This window comes from Micromonospora sp. LZ37, assembly GCF_059359015.1.
Genome location: NZ_JCADBL010000001.1, coordinates 638548 through 654531 on the forward strand (window position 1 = coordinate 638548; position 15984 = coordinate 654531).

The 15984-nt window shown below is 73.6% G+C and carries 12 protein-coding genes; 9 read left to right on the plus strand and 3 right to left on the minus strand.

What is annotated here, in order from left to right; all coding sequences use genetic code 11:
- The first annotated feature begins 6 nt into the window (after positions 1-6).
- From lysA to AC5L3Z_RS03060, 5 genes are all read left to right on the plus strand, one after another.
- Entirely contained in the window at positions 7-1416 is a 1410-nt protein-coding gene (gene lysA, locus AC5L3Z_RS03040) for a diaminopimelate decarboxylase (protein WP_494839278.1), read from the plus strand.
- Between the two features lie 8 nt (positions 1417-1424).
- The gene (locus AC5L3Z_RS03045; RefSeq protein ID WP_494839593.1) at positions 1425-2738 is read left to right on the plus strand and encodes a homoserine dehydrogenase; all 1314 of its coding nucleotides are present in this window, start codon (positions 1425-1427) and stop codon (positions 2736-2738) included.
- Between the two features lie 112 nt (positions 2739-2850).
- Positions 2851-3900, plus strand: coding sequence for a threonine synthase (gene thrC, locus AC5L3Z_RS03050; protein ID WP_494839279.1), 1050 nt, complete (start codon positions 2851-2853; stop codon positions 3898-3900).
- A 104-nt stretch (positions 3901-4004) separates the two neighbouring features.
- Positions 4005-7313, plus strand: coding sequence for an efflux RND transporter permease subunit (locus AC5L3Z_RS03055; protein ID WP_494839595.1), 3309 nt, complete (start codon positions 4005-4007; stop codon positions 7311-7313).
- 286 nt (positions 7314-7599) lie between these two features.
- Positions 7600-8844, plus strand: a complete 1245-nt coding sequence (locus AC5L3Z_RS03060) for an MFS transporter (protein WP_494839281.1) — start codon at positions 7600-7602, stop codon at positions 8842-8844.
- A 1-nt stretch (position 8845) separates the two neighbouring features.
- Here the strand turns inward: AC5L3Z_RS03060 and AC5L3Z_RS03065 are convergent, their stop codons facing one another.
- On the minus strand, positions 8846-9358 hold the full coding sequence (locus tag AC5L3Z_RS03065) for a hypothetical protein (RefSeq protein ID WP_494839283.1): 513 nt from the start codon (positions 9356-9358) through the stop codon (positions 8846-8848).
- Positions 9359-9463: 105 nt separating this feature from the next.
- Between AC5L3Z_RS03065 and thrB the strand changes: the two genes are divergently transcribed.
- Both thrB and rho read left to right on the plus strand, forming a co-directional pair.
- On the plus strand, positions 9464-10408 hold the full coding sequence (gene thrB, locus AC5L3Z_RS03070; RefSeq protein WP_494839285.1) for a homoserine kinase: 945 nt from the start codon (positions 9464-9466) through the stop codon (positions 10406-10408).
- Between the two features lie 296 nt (positions 10409-10704).
- Positions 10705-12732 carry a transcription termination factor Rho gene (gene rho, locus AC5L3Z_RS03075; protein ID WP_494839287.1) on the plus strand — a complete coding sequence of 676 codons (2028 nt, stop codon included), beginning with the start codon at positions 10705-10707 and terminating at the stop codon, positions 12730-12732.
- Positions 12733-12829: 97 nt separating this feature from the next.
- Here rho and AC5L3Z_RS03080 read toward each other — a convergent pair whose 3' ends face one another.
- Together AC5L3Z_RS03080 and AC5L3Z_RS03085 are read right to left on the minus strand one after the other, a co-directional pair.
- The gene (locus AC5L3Z_RS03080) at positions 12830-13327 is read right to left on the minus strand and encodes a GNAT family N-acetyltransferase (protein ID WP_494839289.1); all 498 of its coding nucleotides are present in this window, start codon (positions 13325-13327) and stop codon (positions 12830-12832) included.
- 54 nt (positions 13328-13381) lie between these two features.
- Positions 13382-14332, minus strand: a complete 951-nt coding sequence (locus AC5L3Z_RS03085) for a phosphatase domain-containing protein (RefSeq protein WP_494839290.1) — start codon at positions 14330-14332, stop codon at positions 13382-13384.
- Positions 14333-14568: 236 nt separating this feature from the next.
- On the opposite strand from AC5L3Z_RS03085, the gene rpmE reads away from it, so the two are divergent.
- Both rpmE and prfA read left to right on the plus strand, forming a co-directional pair.
- Positions 14569-14793 (plus strand): 50S ribosomal protein L31, encoded by a 225-nt coding sequence (gene rpmE / locus AC5L3Z_RS03090; RefSeq protein WP_334526381.1) that lies wholly within the window; start codon positions 14569-14571, stop codon positions 14791-14793.
- 100 nt (positions 14794-14893) lie between these two features.
- Positions 14894-15982, plus strand: coding sequence for a peptide chain release factor 1 (gene prfA / locus AC5L3Z_RS03095; RefSeq protein WP_494839292.1), 1089 nt, complete (start codon positions 14894-14896; stop codon positions 15980-15982).
- The last annotated feature ends 2 nt before the right edge of the window (positions 15983-15984 follow it).

The window sequence follows — 15984 nt, forward strand, 5'->3', positions numbered from 1 at the left end:
TCGCTGATGCGGGCCCACGAAGCCGGCGCCCTGCACGGCGACATCGGCAGCCGGCCGCCCTGGCTGCGTGCCCCCGGGGACGTCAACGCCCTGGTGCCGCAGCTGTGGCCGCGCAACGTGACGCGGGCCGCCGACGGCACGCTGGTGGTCGCGGGCCTCGGCGTCCGCGACATCGCGGCCGAGTTCGGCACCCCGGTGTACGTCCTCGACGAGGACGACCTGCGCTCGCGCTGCCGGGACTTCCGGGCCGCCTTCCCCAGCGAGGACGTGTACTACGCCGGCAAGGCGTTCCTCTGCCGCGCGGTGGTCCGGATGATCGCCGAGGAGGGCATGCACCTGGACGTGTGCACCGGCGGCGAGCTGGCCACCGCGCTCTCCGCCGGGATGCCCCCCGAGCGGATCGGCTTCCACGGCAACAACAAGTCGGTGGCCGAGCTGACCCGGGCGCTGGACGCCGGGGTGGGGCGGATCATCCTCGACTCGTTCACCGAGATCGACCGGCTCACCGCGCTGGCCCGCGAGCGCGGGGTACGCCCCGGCGTCATGATCCGGGTCACCGTCGGCGTGGAGGCACACACCCACGAGTTCATCGCCACCGCTCACGAGGACCAGAAGTTCGGCTTCTCGTTGACCGGTGGGGCGGCCGCCGCGGCCGCCTTCAAGATCCTCGACGAGGACGTGCTGGACCTGCGCGGCCTGCACTCGCACATCGGCTCGCAGATCTTCGACGCCAGCGGCTTCGAGGTCTCCGCCCGCCGCGTGCTCGGCCTCCAGGCGCAGATCCGCGACGCGCGCGGGGTGGAGCTGCCCGAGCTGGACCTCGGCGGCGGCTTCGGCATCGCGTACACCACCCAGGACGACCCGGCCACGCCGCAGGAGCTGGCGAAGCGGCTGCGCAAGATCGTCGACGGCGAGTGCGCCGCCGAACGGCTGGCCGTGCCGCACCTGTCGATCGAGCCGGGCCGGGCGATCGTCGGGCCGGCCGTGTTCACCCTGTACGAGGTGGGGACGGTCAAGTCCGTGCCGACAGGCACTGGTAACGACGCAGGGGATGGACGTCGTGCCTATGTCAGCGTCGACGGCGGGATGAGCGACAACATCCGCACCGCGCTCTACGACGCCTCCTACTCGGCGACGCTGGCCTCCCGGGCCTCGGCCGCCCAGCCGATGCTCGCCCGCGTGGTGGGAAAGCACTGTGAGTCCGGGGACATCGTGGTGAAGGATGAATTCCTGCCCGCCGATGTGCAGCCGGGAGATCTTGTCGCGGTGCCCGGCACGGGTGCCTACTGCCGGAGCATGGCCAGCAACTACAACCACGTACCCCGACCCCCGGTGGTCGCGGTGCGCGACGGCCACGCCCGGCTGATCGTCCGGCGGGAGACCGAAGAGGACCTGCTCGCTTTGGATGTGGGATGACGTCACCTGTGCGTTTGGCGCTGCTCGGCTGCGGGACCGTGGGCAGCGAGGTGGTCCGGCTGCTGCACGAGCAGTCGGCCGACCTCGCCGCCCGGATCGGCGCTCCGCTGGAGATCGCCGGCATCGCCGTACGCCGGGTGGGCCGCGACCGCGGCGACCTGCCGGTCGACCCGGACCTCTTCACCACCGACCCGCTCGGGCTGATCAAGCGCGACGACGTGGACGTGGTGGTCGAGGTGGTCGGCGGCATCGAGCCGGCGCGCACCTGGCTGGTCGAGGCGCTGCGGGCCGGCAAGAGCGTGGTCACCGCCAACAAGGCGCTGCTCGCCGAGGACGGCGCGGCGCTGCACGACGCCGCCGCCGAGGGGGGCGCCGACCTCTACTACGAGGCGTCGGTCGCCGGGGCGATCCCGCTGCTGCGCCCGCTGCGCGAATCGCTGCACGGGGACCGGATCAACCGGGTCACCGGCATCGTCAACGGCACCACCAACTTCATCCTCTCCGCGATGGACGCCACCGGCGCCGGCTTCGCCGAGGCCCTCGAGGAGGCCACCGAGCTGGGCTACGCCGAGGCGGACCCGACCGCCGACGTGGAGGGCTTCGACGCCGCGGCCAAGGCGGCGATCCTCGCCTCGCTGGCGTTCCACACCCGGGTCGGCGCCGCCGACGTGCACCGCGAGGGGATCACCGAGGTGACCGCCGCGGACGTGGCGAGCGCCAAGGCGATGGGCTGCACCATCAAGCTGCTGTGCATCGCCGCCCGGGGCGCCGACGCCGCCGGCCGGGAGACCGTCAGCGTCCGGGTCCACCCGGCGATGATCCCGCTGACCCACCCGCTGGCCAGCGTCGGCGACGCGTTCAACGCCGTCTTCGTCGAGGCGGAGGCCGCCGGCCAGCTGATGTTCTACGGGCGCGGCGCCGGGGGCGCGCCGACCGCCAGCGCCGTGCTCGGCGACGTGGTCGCGGTGGCCCGCAACCGGCTCGCCGGGGCTCGGGCGGCCAGCGAGTCGGCGTACGCCGACCTGGCGGTGCGGCCGATGGGGGAGGCGCTGACCCGCTACCACATCAGCCTCGACGTGGCCGACCGTCCGGGTGTGCTGGAGGCGGTGGCCGGGGTGTTCGCCCGGCACGAAGTCTCCATCGCCACCGTGCGGCAGGGGCCGGCGGGCGGCGGGCCGGCCGGGCAGGGCTCCGACGCCGACCTGGTCATCGTGACCCATGTCGCCCCGGACGCCGCGCTGGCCGCGACCGTACGGGAGCTGCGCGGCCTGGACATCGTCCGCTCGGTGGCCAGCGTGCTGCGGGTCGAGGGCGGGCAGTGACGCTGTCCCGCCCTGTGGTTGGGGGCGGGTGCGCCGGGAGCCGGTCCGGGCGGCTGGTCCAGGCTTGACGTGGCCCCGGCGGGACGCCGGCGGTGGGAGCGAGGAGAACGACATGTGGCGTGGTCTGATCGAGACGTACCGGGACCGGCTGCCGGTCACCGATGCCACCCCCGTCGTCACCCTGCACGAGGGGAACACCCCGCTGCTGCCCGCGCCGGTGCTCTCCGCCCGGCTCGGCTGCGACGTGTACCTCAAGGTCGAGGGGGCCAACCCGACCGGCTCCTTCAAGGACCGCGGCATGACCGTGGCGGTCTCCAAGGCGGTCGAGGCCGGGGACAAGGCGATCATCTGCGCCTCCACCGGCAACACCAGCGCCTCCGCCGCGGCGTACGCGGCCCGGGCCGGGATCACCTGCGCGGTGCTGGTGCCGCAGGGCAAGATCGCGCTGGGCAAGCTGGCCCAGGCCCTCGTGCACGGGGCGAAGCTGCTCCAGGTGCAGGGCAACTTCGACGACTGCCTGTCGCTGGCCGCGAAGCTCGCCCAGGACTTCCCGGTGGCGCTGGTCAACTCGGTCAACCCGGACCGGCTGCACGGCCAGAAGACCGCCGCCTTCGAGATCGTCGAGGCGCTCGGCGACGCCCCCGACATCCACTGCCTCCCGGTGGGCAACGCCGGCAACATCTCCGCGTACTGGATGGGCTACGGCGAGGACCTGGCCGCCGGCAACGCCACCCGCACCCCGAAGATGTACGGCTTCCAGGCCGCCGGGGCCGCGCCGATCGTGACCGGGCAGGTGGTGCACGAGCCCTCCACCATCGCCACCGCCATCCGGATCGGCAACCCGGCCAGCTGGACCAAGGCCGTGGACGCCCGGGACGCCTCGCAGGGACTCATCGCCGCGGTGACCGACCGGGAGATCCTCTCGGCGTACCGGCTGCTCGCCCGCGAGGTGGGTGCCTTCGTCGAGCTGGGCAGCGCGGCCAGCGTGGCCGGCCTGCTCCAGCAGGAGGCGCAGGGGCGGATCCCGGCCGGCTCCACCGTGGTCTGCACGGTCACCGGGCACGGGCTGAAGGACCCGGAGTGGGCCATCTCCACCGCGCCCGCGCCGGTCACCATCGCCAACGACGTCCTCGCCGCGGCGCGCTCCCTCGACCTGGCCTGAGGCGCCCCCGCCGCCGGCGACCCGGCTGCGGGCGGTGCGGGTCGGGTCGGGCACACTTCCCGTACCCCTCCCGCACGCACCCTCTCCCAGGAGTGACCACGCTGATGTCGCTGCTCGCCAGATTCAGCCTCGCCAATCGGGGGCTCGTCGCACTAGTCGCGGTGGTGATCACGGCGTTCGGCGCCTTCGCCGTACCGTCGTTGAAGCAACAGCTGCTGCCGTCGCTGGAGTTCCCGGCCGCGTTCATCGTGGCCCCCTACCCCGGCGCCGGCCCCGAGATCGTCGAGTCGCAGGTCACCGAGCCGATCGAGAACAGCCTCCAGGGCATCCCGGGGCTGGAGAAGCTCACCTCCACCTCCCGCGAGGGACTGACCACCATCCAGGTGCAGTACGCGTTCGGCACCGACCTGGACGACGTGGTCAACAAGATGCAGACCGCGCTGAGCCGGATCGACGCGCAGCTGCCGGAGAGCGTCGACCCGCAGGTCCTCGCCGGCAGCACCGACGACCTGCCCGCGGTGGTCCTCGCCGCGGCCGGCGGGTCCGACCAGGGGGCGCTGGCCGAGCGGTTGCGGGACACGGTCGTGCCGGAGCTGGAGGCGATCGAGGGCGTCCGCACGGTGGAGGTGACCGGCACCCGGGACGACGTCGTGGTGGTCACCCCGAACCTGGCCAAGCTGGCCGCGGCGAAGCTCTCGCCGACCGCGATCGGCACCGCGTTGAAGACCAACGGCGTCGCGGTGCCGGCCGGCACGGTCGTCGACGGCACCCGGGCGCTGCCCGTGCAGGTCGGCACGCCGATCGCCACTCTGGACGACCTGCGCGGCATCGTCCTCGCCCCGGCCGGGCCCAAGGCGGCGCCGGTCCGGCTCGGCGACGTGGCCACCGTCGAGCAGCAGCTCGCCCCGGCCACCGCGATCACCCGCACCAACGGCCAGGACAGCCTCGGCATCGCGGTCACCGCGGCCCCGGACGGCAACGCGGTGCAGATCTCGCACGAGATCCGGGACCGGCTCGCCGAGCTGAAGTCCGCCTCGGGCAGCGAGCTGACCGTGGTCTTCGACCAGGCCCCGTTCGTCGAGAAGTCGATCGAGAGCCTGACCACGGAGGGGCTGCTCGGCCTGCTCATGGCCGTCGTGGTCATCCTCGTCTTCCTGCTGTCGATCCGTTCGACGGTGGTCACCGCGGTCTCCATCCCGCTCTCCGTCGTGGTGGCGCTGATCGCTCTCTGGATCGGCGACTACTCGCTCAACCTGCTCACCCTCGGCGCGCTCACCATCGCGGTCGGCCGGGTGGTCGACGACTCGATCGTCGTGCTGGAGAACATCAAACGACACCTGGAGTACGGCGAGCCGAAGCGTGACGCGATCCTCGGCGCGGTCCGCGAGGTGGCCGGCGCGGTCACCGCGTCGACCCTGACCACGGTCGCCGTCTTCGCCCCGATCGCGCTGGTCGGCGGCTTCGTCGGGCAGCTCTTCGCGCCGTTCGCGATCACCGTCACGGTGGCCCTGCTCGCCTCGCTGCTGGTGTCGCTGACCGTGATCCCGGTGCTGGCGTACTGGTTCCTCAAGCCGCCGCGGGGCGGGGTGGACGACGCCGCGGCCCGCCGCGCCGCCGAGGAGAAGGAGCTGCGCAGCCCGTTGCAGCGGGCGTACCTGCCGGCCATCGGGTTCGCCACCCGTACCCGGGCGACCCGGTGGATCACCGTGGGGCTCGGGGTGCTGGTGCTGCTCGGCACCTTCGGGCTGGCCAGCCAGCTGAAGACCAACTTCCTGGACGACTCGGGCCAGGACACCCTGAACATCACCCAGGAGCTGCCGGCCGGCACCGGTCTGGCCGGCACCGACCAGGCGGCCCGCCGGGTGGAGGCGGTGCTGGAGCGCACCGACGGCGTCGAGACGTACCAGGTCACGGCCGGCGGTGGCGACAACCCGTGGCAGGGCGGCGGCGGCAACAACGTCGCCACCTGGTCGGTGGCGCTCGGTGGCGACACCGACGCCAAGGAGATGCGGGAGATCCTGCGCCGCGAGTTCGACACCCTCGGCCCGGAGGCCGGTGAGATCAGCTTCGGCGGCGGTGAGGGCGGCGCGTCCGCCAACCAGCTGGAGGTGGTCGTCCAGGCCACCGATCCCGAGGCGCTGGCCCGGGCCGCGGAGGCGGCCCGTACGGCGATGGCCGGCACGCCGGACGTCGAGGACGTCTCCACCAGCCTGGCCGCACGGGTGCCGCGGGTGGACGTGACCGTCGACCGGGTCGCCGCCGCGCGGGCCGGGTTGACCGAGGCCGCGGTCGGGCAGCTGGTGGCGCAGGCGTACCGGGGTGCCCCGCTGGGTCAGGTGGCGCTCGACGGCGGGCAGCGGGACGTGGTGCTGCGCACCTCCGCCACGCCGCCGACGACGGTGGAGCAGCTGCGCGCCCTGCCGGTCGGGCCGGTCAAGCTGGACGACATCGCGGACGTGGTCCAGGCCGAGGGGCCGCAGCAGGTCACCCGGATCGACGGCGAGCGCAGTGTCTCGGTGACCGGCACGGCCACCGGCGCCAACCTGGGCGCGACGACCCAGGAGCTGCAGAAGCGGCTGGACGACATCGACGTGGCGGGTGCGACGTTCGAGGTGGGCGGCGTCAGCGCCGACCAGGAGGAGGCCTTCGGTGACCTGGGGCTGGCCGTGCTGGCGGCGATCGCGATCGTCTTCCTCATCATGGTGGCGACGTTCCGGAGCCTCACCCAGGCGCTGATCCTGCTGATCTCGATCCCGTTCGCCGCCACCGGCGCGATCGGGCTGCTGCTGGCCACCGGCACCCCGCTGGGCGTGCCGGCGCTGATCGGCGTGCTCATGCTGGTCGGCATCGTGGTGACCAACGCGATCGTGCTGTTGGACCTGATCAACCAGTACCGGGCGCAGGGGATGGGCGTGGCCGAGGCGGTGGTCGAGGGTGGCCGGCGCCGGCTGCGTCCGATCCTGATGACCGCGGTCGCCACCATCTTCGCGCTGCTGCCGATGGCGTTGGGGCTCACCGGCGAGGGTGGCTTCATCTCGAAGCCGCTGGCGATCGTGGTCATCGGCGGTCTGCTCAGCTCGACGCTGCTGACCCTGGTGCTGGTGCCGACGCTCTACACGATGGTGGAGCGCACCAAGGAGTCCCTGCGCGAGCGCCGGGCGCGGCGCCGGGGCGGTCCGGCCGCGGTGGACGGTGCTCCAGCCGCGACCGACGGCGGCCCGGCGGCGGACGACGCCCGCCGGCCCGCCGCCGAGCCGGCTCCGGTCGGGGCGCCGGCCGAGGCCGCGCAGGCGGATCACGAGCCGGCTCCGGCCCGGCCGACCCCCTCACCGGCGCTGGTGGACGGTACCGACCAGTTCGAGGTGCTGCGGCTGCCCAAGAGCCGGCAGTCGCCGCTGCCTCCGACGGAGTAACCCCGTCCGGCACGCAGACCCCCGGTCCGGCTCCACCGGCCCGGGGGTCTGTCGTGTCGGCCGCCCGTCCCACCGAGTCGTTCACGTCATCAGCTCTGAAGCGTCCACACCGTAGGTGCGCCCCCTGGCCGAGCCGCCGCTGCCACCCGCCTCGTCGGCCCCGGGCCGGCTGGCCGCGGCCGGCCTCCGGTCGGTGGCGCACCTCCGGGCCGGGTGCCCTTCGGCACGGCCGCCCACCTGCTCCGACGTGGGGCCGAGGGCCGGTCGGCGGGTAAGGTTCCGGCACGTGTCACCCACCCTGTCGGTCCTCACCGGCAACCGGAACTTCCGCAATCTCTTCCTCGCCGAGCTGGTGGTCTTCGGCGCCGACTGGTTCGTCATGGTCCCGCTGCTGGTGCTCCTGCCGGAGCTGACCGGCAGCGGCGTGTGGGGCGCCCTGGTGCTCGCCCTGGACACCGGCGTGGTGGCGCTGCTGCTGCCGTACACGGGGACGATCGCCGACCGGTTCGACCGCAAGAAAATCATGATGGTGGCGAACCTCGTCACCCTGCTCGGCGTGCTGCTCCTGCTCGGCGTCCGGGACGCCGGCACCGCCTGGCTGGCCATGGCGGCGATCACCCTCGTGGCGGTGGGCAAGGCCTTCTACTCGCCGGCGGCGCAGGCCGCCCTGCCCAACGTGCTCGACCCCGACGAGCTGGCCGCAGGCAACGCGGTGGCCGGTTCCGCCTGGGGCACGATGACCGTGGTCGGCGCCTCGCTCGGTGGGGTACTCAGCGCGGCCTTCGGGCCGTACGTCTGCTTCTGGGTGGCCGCGGTCGGCCTGGCGCTCGCCGCGGGCCTGGCCGCGCTGATCCGCCGGCCCCTGCAGGCGCCCCGGGAGCTCGACCGGCCGACGCCACGGACCTGGGCGGCGATCCGCGAGGCGCTGGGCTACATCGGCCACCGGCCGCGGGTGCTCGCCCTGGTGACGGTGAAGTCCGCGGTCGGGCTGGGCAACGGCGTGCTCACCGTCTTTCCGCTGCTCGCCGGGGTGTTCGGCGTCGGCGCGGTCGGCGTCGGCCTGCTCTTCGCGTCCCGGGGCGCCGGGGCGCTGGTCGGGCCGATCCTGATGCGCCGGGTGCTGACCAACCGGGCCTGGCTGCTGCCGGGGCTCGCCCTGTCGATGTCGCTGTACGGCCTGGCCTACGTCGGCGTCTCGGTGGCCGGCTGGTTCCCGCTGGTGCTCGTCCTGGTCTTCGTCGCCCACTTCGGCGGCGGCAGCAACTGGGTGCTGTCGAACTTCGCCCTCCAGGGTGAGGTGCCGGACCGGCTGCGCGGCCGGGTCTTCGCCACCGACATGATGCTGGCGACCCTGGCCATCTCGATCAGTCAGCTGGTGGTCGCCGCCATGGTGGACGTGGTGGACGAGCGGGTGGTGCTGGCCGCCTGCGGCCTGGTGACCCTGGTGTACGCGGTGGGGTGGCGGATCGCGACCCGGCGCCTCTCGCTCTCGGACCCGGTCACCGAGCCCCGGGTGGCGCCGGCCCGGTGAGTCAGTCGGGGCGGCCGGCCGGTGGCGGCGCGGCCGTCCCGCCCCACGGCGCGGCGGCCGGGTCGACCGCCGGCGGATGCGACCCGGCCGGGTCGACGGCCGGTACGCCGGTCGCCGGGTCGCCGCCGTGCGCCGGGGGCGTCCAGCCGCCCCACGGGTCGCCCGGCGCCTCGGTGACCCGCCGCCCGGCGAACACCGCGCCGAGGAGCAGGCCGATGCCGACCGGGTAGGCCAGATAGAGCACGGCGCTGACCGCGAGGCTGATCGTGCTCAGCCGCCCGAAGCCTCCGTCGTCGAAGTGGTCGGACCTGATCAGATGGGGGAAGACCACCGTCCAGGCCAGGCCCATCAGCTCGACCAGCAGCAGCAGGGCGACACCGGAGAACAGCAGCAGCCGGGCCCGGCGGGGCAGCCGCTTGCGGCGTGCCACGGCCAGCACCAGGCCGGTCACCAGCACCGCGAGGGTGGGCACGTGTCCAACCGCCTGCATGACCTGGAAACCGAGGAACTCCACGCCGCCTCCCGACCGCCGATGACGGCGTCAGGCTAGCGGAAATGATCAATTCCCACCGTCCGGGCGGAACACCGGGACGTCGGCCCCGGGCCCTAGCATGAGCCCGTGCCGACGACATTCCACTCCGGCCCGGTCCGGGTCCGGGTGCCCGCCACCAGCGCCAACCTGGGCCCGGGCTTCGACGCGCTCGGGCTGGCCCTCGGCCTGCACGACGACGTGGCCGCCGAGGTCACCCCGGGCGGCGTACGGGTGACGGTGACGGGCGAGGGCGCCGGCGAGCTGCCGGCGGACGACCGGCACCTGGTGGCCCGGTCGATGCGGGCGGCCTTCGACGCCCTCGGCGGGCAGCCGCCCGGGCTGGTGCTGGAGTGCGTCAACCGGATCCCGCAGGCCCGCGGCCTCGGTTCGTCCTCGGCGGCGATCGTGGCGGGCGTGCTCCTGGCCCGGGCGCTCGTCGTCGACGGCGCGGAACGCCTCGACGACGCCGCGGTGCTGCGCCTGGCCGCCGAGATCGAGGGCCACCCGGACAACGTGGCTCCCTGCCTGTTCGGCGGCTTCACCCTGGCGTGGACGGAGGCGGCGGGGGCCCGGGCCGTCTCGCTCACCGTCGACGCGGCCGTCCGGCCGACCGTCTTCGTGCCCACCGGGCGCGGACTGACCGCGACGGCCCGGGCGGCGTTGCCGCCCTCCGTGCCGCACCCCGACGCGGCGCTGAACGCCGGCCGGGCCGCGCTGCTGGTGCACGCGCTGACCGCCGATCCGACGCTGCTGCTGCCCGCCACCGTGGATCGGCTGCACCAGGACTACCGGGCCGCCGGCATGCCGGAGACGGCCGCCCTGGTCGCTGCGCTGCGTGCGGCGGATGTGGCCGCCGTGGTCAGTGGGGCCGGTCCGACCGTGCTGGCGCTGACCGAGCCGCCGGCCGGCTTCGAGCCGGGAACAGACTGGCAGGTCTGGCGGTTGCCGGTAGAGGCGCGCGGTGCGGCGGTCTTCCGGGGTAGACTTGGACACGCCGAGCGGGACCCTGTTGCCGCAGGTCGGAAGAGTTGATTACGCTCTAGACTTAGCACAGCCGCGAAGCATGCGATCTCCCTGCGGGTCGGCGCACCCCCGAAGCTCTCGGCGGTCAGCCCGTCACCCCTGCCAAGGCCTACGCCGCACCGCAGTTTCCACAGGTCGCCGCAGAGGGCGAGACCTGCTCACCGACGTTGGTGAGTCGGGAAACCGACCGGCTGCTGTGCCACAGACTCCCGCGACGCGTCAGTGCGAGGCGGGTGCACCGAGGCCGCCCGGCCACCTGGCTTTTCGACTCCGGGCAGTCCCGGCCTATCGAGGGAAGGAATCCATTGAGCGACACCACCGACGTGACGTCGGATGTTTCCAACGTCGCTGGCGATGCCACCACCGCCGCCCCTGCCCGCCGTCGGCGTAGCGGTACCGGCCTGTCGGCGATGCTGCTGCCGGAGCTGCAGAGCCTGGCCGCGTCGCTCGGCATCTCCGGCACCGCTCGCATGCGCAAGGGCGAGCTGATCAGCGCGATCTCCGAGCGGCAGGGCGCCGCCGGCACCCCTCGACCTCGGGCCGAGGTCGCGGCCGCCGCTGCCCCCGCCCGTGAAGAGGTCCACGCCGAGGTGCGGGAGGAGCGGCCCGCCGAGCAGGCGCCGGCCGCGCCGGCCGCCACCGGCGAGACCGAGGGCCGGACCAGGACCCGGCGTGGCCGGGTCACGGCCGAGAGCCGCACCACCACCGAGGGCCGGGCTCCCGAGGAGCGCGCCGCCGAGGCGCGTACCGAGGAGGCTCCCGCCGAGACCGGTGACCGGGCCGAGCGCGGCGAGGGCCGCGGCGGTCGTGACCGGGCCGAGCGTGGCGACCGGGCCGAGCGTGGCGACCGGGCCGAGCGTGGCGACCGGGCCGAGCGCGGTGACCGGGCCGAGCGCGGTGACCGGGCCGAGCGTGGCGAGCGTGGCGAGCGTGCCGAGCGCGGTGACCGTGCCGAGCGCGGCGACCGCGGTGACCGGGCCGAGCGCGGCGACCGTGGCGAGCGGGCCGACCGTGGCGACCGGAACGACCGCGGTGGCGACCGGGCCCAGCGCGACAACGACGGTGACGACGACGGCGAGGGCGGCGGCCGGCGCGGCCGGCGCAGCCGGTTCCGTGACCGTCGTCGTGGCCGGGGCGACCGCCCCGAGGGCGGCGGCGACACCGGCGGCGGCCGCGAGCCGCAGGTCGCCGAGGACGACGTGCTCGTCCCGGTGGCCGGCATCATCGACGTCCTCGACAACTACGCCTTCGTGCGGACCACCGGTTACCTGGCCGGTCCGAACGACGTGTACGTCTCGATGTCGCAGATCAAGAAGTACGGGCTGCGCCGCGGTGACGCGATCACCGGCGCCGTCCGGGCCGCCCGCGACACCGGCGGCGAGCAGCGGCGGGACAAGTACAACCCGCTGGTGCGGCTGGACACCATCAATGGCATGGAGCCGGACGAGGCGAAGCGGCGTCCCGAGTTCTACAAGCTCACCCCGCTGTACCCGCAGGAGCGGTTGCGGCTGGAGACCGAGCCGCACATCCTGACCACCCGGGTGATCGACCTGGTCATGCCGATCGGCAAGGGGCAGCGGGCGCTGATCGTGTCGCCGCCGAAGGCCGGTAAGACCATGGTGTTGCAGGCGATCGCGAACGCGATCACGCACAACAACCCGGAGTGCCACCTGATGGTGGTGCTGGTCGACGAGCGGCCCGAAGAGGTCACCGACATGCAGCGGTCGGTCAAGGGCGAGGTCATCGCGGCCACGTTCGACCGTCCGCCGCAGGACCACACCACGGTGGCGGAGCTGGCGATCGAGCGGGCCAAGCGTCTGGTCGAGCTGGGCCACGACGTGGTCGTGCTGCTCGACTCGGTGACCCGGCTCGGTCGGTCGTACAACCTGGCAGCGCCGGCCAGCGGCCGGATCATGTCGGGCGGTATCGACTCCACCGCGCTCTACCCGCCGAAGCGCTTCCTGGGTGCGGCCCGCAACATCGAGAACGGCGGCTCCCTGACCATCCTCGCCACCGCGCTGGTGGAGACCGGGTCCATGGCGGACACGGTCATCTTCGAGGAGTTCAAGGGCACCGGTAACGCGGAGCTGAAGCTGGACCGGAAGATCGCCGACAAGCGGGTCTTCCCCGCCATCGACATCAACCCGTCCGGCACCCGCAAGGAGGAGGTCCTGCTCGCACCCGAGGAGCTGGCCATCATCCACAAGCTCCGCAAGGTGTTGCACTCGCTGGACTCGCAGGCGGCGCTCGACCTGCTGCTGGACCGGCTCAAGCAGTCCCGCACCAACATCGAGTTCCTGATGCAGATCGCGAAGTCGACGCCGGGGGAGTGACCTCACCCGGGTGAGACCCCGAAGGGCACGGCCGCACCGGCCGTGCCCTTCGTCGTCGCTCGACCGGCCGCCGTCCACACCGGACGGCCGCGGCTGCTCAGCGCGCCGGGAGGCGCTTCTCCATGACGTGCTCGCGGCGGACGCCGTCGGGCATCGCGTCGCCGAACCGGCCGGTGTCGGTGAAGCCGCTGCGGCGGTACAGCCCGATCGCCGCGTCGTTCCCCTCGGCCACGGCCAGCCGCAGCACCTCGGCCCCGGACCGGCGGGCCCACTCCGCCACGGCGCGCACCAGTTCGTGCCCGACGCCCCGGCCCCGTCCGGCCGGCGCGACGTACATCGAGATCAGCTCCACCACCCGCTCGTCGTCGGTCGGCACGCCGCTGGCCATGCCGACCGGCTTGCCGTTCCGCACCGCCAGGACGTTGTACGAGCGCGGGATGGCCAGCCGGGCGCGCCACCGGTCCTCCCGGTCGCCGTCGCCCTGCCAGTCCGCCAGCCGGGCGCCGAAGGCCTGGGGCGCCTCGGTCAGCGCGCGCAGCCGCAGTTCGCGCCAGCTCTTCCAGTCGTCAGGGGTGAGGGTCCGCAGCTTCAGCATGCCGGTCAGCCTCCCCGACCGGCCGGCACCGGGCCAGCGATAAACCCGGCCGCCTCAGAAGTCGCCGTCGGCGACCTGGAAGACGGTCAGGCCGAGGGAGCGCCACATGCGGACCACCTGCTGCCGGTCGTCGAAGACCCCGACCACCCGGTAGCGGTCGCGTACCTCGCGTTCGTAGATCTCCCGCTTGACCACGGCGTCCTTGCGGGAGTCACCCACCGCCCGCAGGTGCAGCGCCAGGTAGGGCACCCGCACGTGCCGGTCCAGCCAGGCCACCGTGGCGGGCCGGGCGGAGGCGTCCCGGCCGGAGCAGAAGACCACCCCGTACCCGGCGGCGTGCATCGCCCGCACCGCCGTGATCACCGCCTCGTTGGGCTGGTCCTCGCCGACCCGGGTCATGTCGTACGGGCTGCGGGAGATGTTGAGCGCGACCGTGCCGTCGATGTCGACCAGCACGATCTCGGTGGGCGCCGGCCGGGCCGGGTCGACGGCGCCGGCCCGGCCGACGCGGGCGGTCGGCACCGGCAGCGGCAGCGGACGGTCGGCGAGGTACCGCTCGTGCAGCCGGCGGATGTACACCTCGCCGACCCGGTCCTCCTCCGCCCGCACGGCGTCGCGCCGCAGGCACTCCTCGAGCGGTACGTCGGTGAAGTCGTGCACCACGAAGTCCGCGTCGTGGCGCGCGGCGAGGTCGGCCCAGTCCCGCAGGGTGCGGGAGCGCAGGTTGGTGTCGTCCAGGCAGACGCTCACCCGGGCGCCGAGCAGGGCCTCCACCTGGGCCCGCTGGGCCAGCGTCACCTGGTACTCGGCCCGCTGGGTGAAGAGCCGCTCGCCGTGCAGCATCCGGCGCAGGTCGTCCCGGTTGACCCGGACCACGGCCGGCTGGAGGCTACGGGCGAAGGTGGTCTTGCCGGAGGCGGGCAGCCCCCGGGTGGCGATCAGGCGGAGCGTGCGGCCCGTGCGGAGCGAGTCGGGCACGGCCCCCTCCGGGGACGAATCGGGCACCTGCCCACCGTAGCCGGTCAGCGTGAATGCTGGTCGAGGGCTGCGGGAATGCGGGTGGGGACGGGGGCGTTACTCCTGCCGGACCAGCCGTGCGGCCCGCCTGCCGGGTCGGCAAAGGCCCATGGCACACTGGTCAATCGGCCACCGGTTCCGGTTCACGCCCGAGTCCGTCGCGCACGAGGCGACGGGGAGATCAGCGGCGACCCGGCGACCACCGACGAAAGGACCGAGGCGACATGAAGCCCAACATCCACCCGGAGTACACGACCACCGAGGTCCGGTGCTCCTGCGGCAACTCCTTCACGACCCGCAGCACCGCCAAGGGCGGCTCGATCACCGTCGAGACCTGCAGCGCCTGCCACCCGTTCTACACCGGTAAGCAGCGCGTTCTCGACACCGCGGGCCGGGTCGCGAAGTTCCAGCAGAAGTACGCCAAGGTTCAGGCGAAGAAGGCCAAGTAGCTCCACCGACGACGCCCGTGCCCGGCTCCGTGCCGGGCGCGGGCGTTCGTCCGTTCCGCCCGCTTTCGCCCCCGGTCGTCGTCGAAGGAGCATCCCCCGCATGAGCAGCGAGCGCCTGGCCGCCCTTCTCGATGAGTACGCCGAGCTGGAGAAGCGGCTGGCCGACCCGGCCATCCACGCCGACCAGGCCACCGCCCGGCGGGTCGGCCGCCGGTACGCCGAGCTGGTCCCGCTGCACAAGGCCGCCGACGAGCTGGAGCAGGCCCGGGCGGACCTGACCGCGGCCCGGGAACTGGCCGCGGAGGACCCGTCCTTCGCCGGGGAGGCCGAGTCGATCGCGGCCGGCCTGCCGGCGCTGGAGGAGCGCCTGGCCGAGCTGCTGATCCCGCGTGACCCGCACGACGCCAAGGACGTGATCATCGAGATCAAGGCCGGCGAGGGCGGGGAGGAGTCGGCGCTCTTCGCCGGCGACCTGCTGCGGATGTACACCCGGTACGCCGAGCGGCACGGCTGGCTCACCGAGGTGATCGACGCGCAGGACTCGGACCTCGGCGGGGTGAAGGACGTCTCGCTGGCGATCAAGACCAAGGGCGTCCCCGAGGGCGGCAACGGCGTCTGGTCCCGGCTGAAGTGGGAGGGCGGCGTGCACCGGGTGCAGCGCGTCCCGGTGACCGAGTCGCAGGGGCGCATCCACACCAGCGCCGCCGGCGTCCTGGTGCTGCCCGAGGCGGAGGACGTCGACGTCACCATCGACCCGAACGAGCTGCGGATCGACGTGTTCCGCTCGTCCGGGCCGGGCGGCCAGTCGGTGAACACCACCGACTCGGCGGTGCGGATCACCCACCTGCCGACCGGCGTGGTGGTCTCCTGCCAGAACGAGAAGTCCCAGCTCCAGAACCGGGAGCAGGCCATGCGGATCCTGCGGGCCCGGCTGCTCGCGGTCGCCCAGGAGCAGGCCGACGCGGCCGCCTCGGACGCCCGCAAGGCGCAGGTCCGCACCGTGGACCGGTCGGAGCGGATCCGCACGTACAACTTCCCGCAGAACCGGATCACCGACCACCGGATCGGCTACACGGCGTACAACCTCGACCTGGCGCTCGGCGGTGAGCTGGACGCCGTCCTCGACGCCCTCACCGAGGCGGACCGGGCCGCGCGACTGGCCGGCGAGACCGACCTGAGCCGCCGCTGACG